Genomic DNA, 2,158 nt, shown 5'->3' on the forward strand with positions numbered 1-2,158 from the left:
GCGGTGGTCCGGCAGACCCTCGGCGGCGCGCTGGCCGCGCTGGCGCCGTCGGTCGAGAGTCTGGCCGTCGCCGCCGACGAGCAGGTCACCGCCGCCGACGCTCTGGACGAACGGGTGCTGGCCGCCTACCGGGCGGCGAACCGGATGGTCGAGCAGGGTCTGCGCGACGGACGGCTGCTCCGGGGCGAGGTGTTGGCCCGGTGGCAGGAGTTCATCGGCACCAGTGACCTCTTCCGCAGCCTGGAGGCGCGGATCGGACGGCTGCGTGACCGCCTCACGGCGGCGTTCAGCCGACGCCCGGCCCCGGCCGTGGAGTTGCGCGACGCCATCGAGTCCCAGTTGACGACGTTGCTGCGGGGCGTGGCCGCCGAGGCGGCCGAGCACGCGTACACCGGGTGGAAGGCGCATCCGGCGGGTGCCGCACTACTCACACCGGATCTGGCACACCACGCGGCCGACCTGCCCGAACGGGCCGAGCGGCTGGTCCGGGACTGGCAACGCGGGGTGCTGGAACTGGTCCGGGCCGAGGGCGGTGACCGGCGTTTCGTGGCCCGTACGGCGGCGTACGCGGTCAACGCCACCGGGTTGGCCGTCATGATCGCGGTGTTCGCCTCGACGGCGTTCATCCCGACCGGCCTGGAGGTCGCCACCGGGGCCGGGACCACCGTCGCCGGGCAGGCCGTACTCCAGGCGATCTTCGGCGACCAGGCGGTGCGGACGCTGGCCGCGAAGGCTCGGGAGGACCTGCTGGACCGGGTACACGCGCTGCTCGACGAGGAGGCCGCCCGATACCTGGACCGGACCGACCAGGCCCGGCCGGCGGCCCGGCACGCGACGGCGCTGCGCGAGGCGGCCGCTCAGGTGGAGGCGGCCCGGACGCGCAGCGGCTTCGCCACGGACGATCGCAGTGGGGCGGCGGCGTGATGGGCATGGGGGGACGCCTCCGCGAGGCGTTGCGGATCAGCGACGGACGGGTGGACGCGGACCAGTTGGTCGCCCGCCTGGAGGCGGTGCACCGCTTCCTCGGCCTGGTCGACGGATACCTGCCGGACACCCCGTTGAGCCCGGCACGCACCCTGGTGGAGCGGGCCGGCACCCGGTTGTCGCTCTCCCGCGACCACACCGTCGTCGCGCTGGCCGGGGCGACCGGCAGCGGCAAGTCGAGCCTGTTCAACGCGATGGCCCGGATGGACCTGTCGCCGGTCGGGGTACGCCGTCCCACCACCGGCGTGACCCACGCCTGCGTGTGGGGTCCGCTCGACGGCGGCACCCGGCTGCTCGACTGGCTCGGTGTGCTGCCCAAGCACCGCTTCGTGCGGGAGAGCCTGCTCGACGGCGACGACGAGTCCACCCTGCACGGGCTGATCCTGCTCGACCTGCCGGACTTCGACTCGGTGCAGCACTCGCACCGCCTGGAGGTGGACCGGCTGCTCGGCCTGGTCGACCTGGTGGTCTGGGTGGTCGACCCGGAGAAGTACGCCGACCGGGTGGTGCACGCCGCCTACCTGCGCGAGTTCCAGCGGCACCGGGACGTCACGCTGGTCGTGCTCAACCAGGCCGACCGGCTGCCCCCGGCCGAGGTCCCCCGGGTGCTGGCCGACCTGCGCCGGCTGCTCGACGCGGACGGGCTGGACGGGGTGCCGTTGCTGGCCACCACGATCGTCGACCCGAGCGGCCCCGAGGTGCTGCGGGCGGAACTGGAACGCACGGTCGTCGAGCGGCAGGCGGCACTGCGTCGACTCACCGGCGACCTGGACGCGGTCGTCGACGCGTTGGACGGGATGGTCGGGGCACCCCGGTCGGCCCTCCCGGCCGACGATCCGGCGGTGGCCAAGCTGGACCGGGCGTTGAGCGCGGTGGCCGGGGTGCCGACCGTGCTCAGTGCGGTCGAGCAGGCATACCGGCACCGGGCCGCGTCGCGCACCGGCTGGCCGCTGGTGCGGTTCTGGCGGCGGCTGCGACCCGATCCGCTGCGTCGGCTGCACCTGCCCGGTCCGCAGCCCGTCGCGGACGATCCCGAGCGGGCTCTGGCCGCCGCGACGTCCGTGCCCGAGCCCGGTGCGGCCGACAAGTCGGCGCTGGCCCTGGCACTGCGTACGGTGGCCGAGCGGGCCGGGGAGGGGTTGCCGAGCGCCTGGCCGGCGGCGGTGAGCGCGGC

Annotated in this window: 1 protein-coding gene and 1 pseudogene; both read left to right on the forward strand. The window is 74.9% G+C overall.

The features are described from left to right. A pseudogene (locus EYA84_RS30905) lies at positions 1-924 on the forward strand (ABC transporter); the annotation flags it as partial. 5 nt (positions 925-929) lie between these two features. Beyond that, positions 930-2,158: GTPase (locus EYA84_RS30910; protein ID WP_131057737.1), on the forward strand; the 1,229-nt coding region annotated here is incomplete at its 3' end.

The organism is Verrucosispora sp. SN26_14.1 (assembly GCF_004307965.1).
GTDB lineage: Bacteria > Actinomycetota > Actinomycetes > Mycobacteriales > Micromonosporaceae > Micromonospora.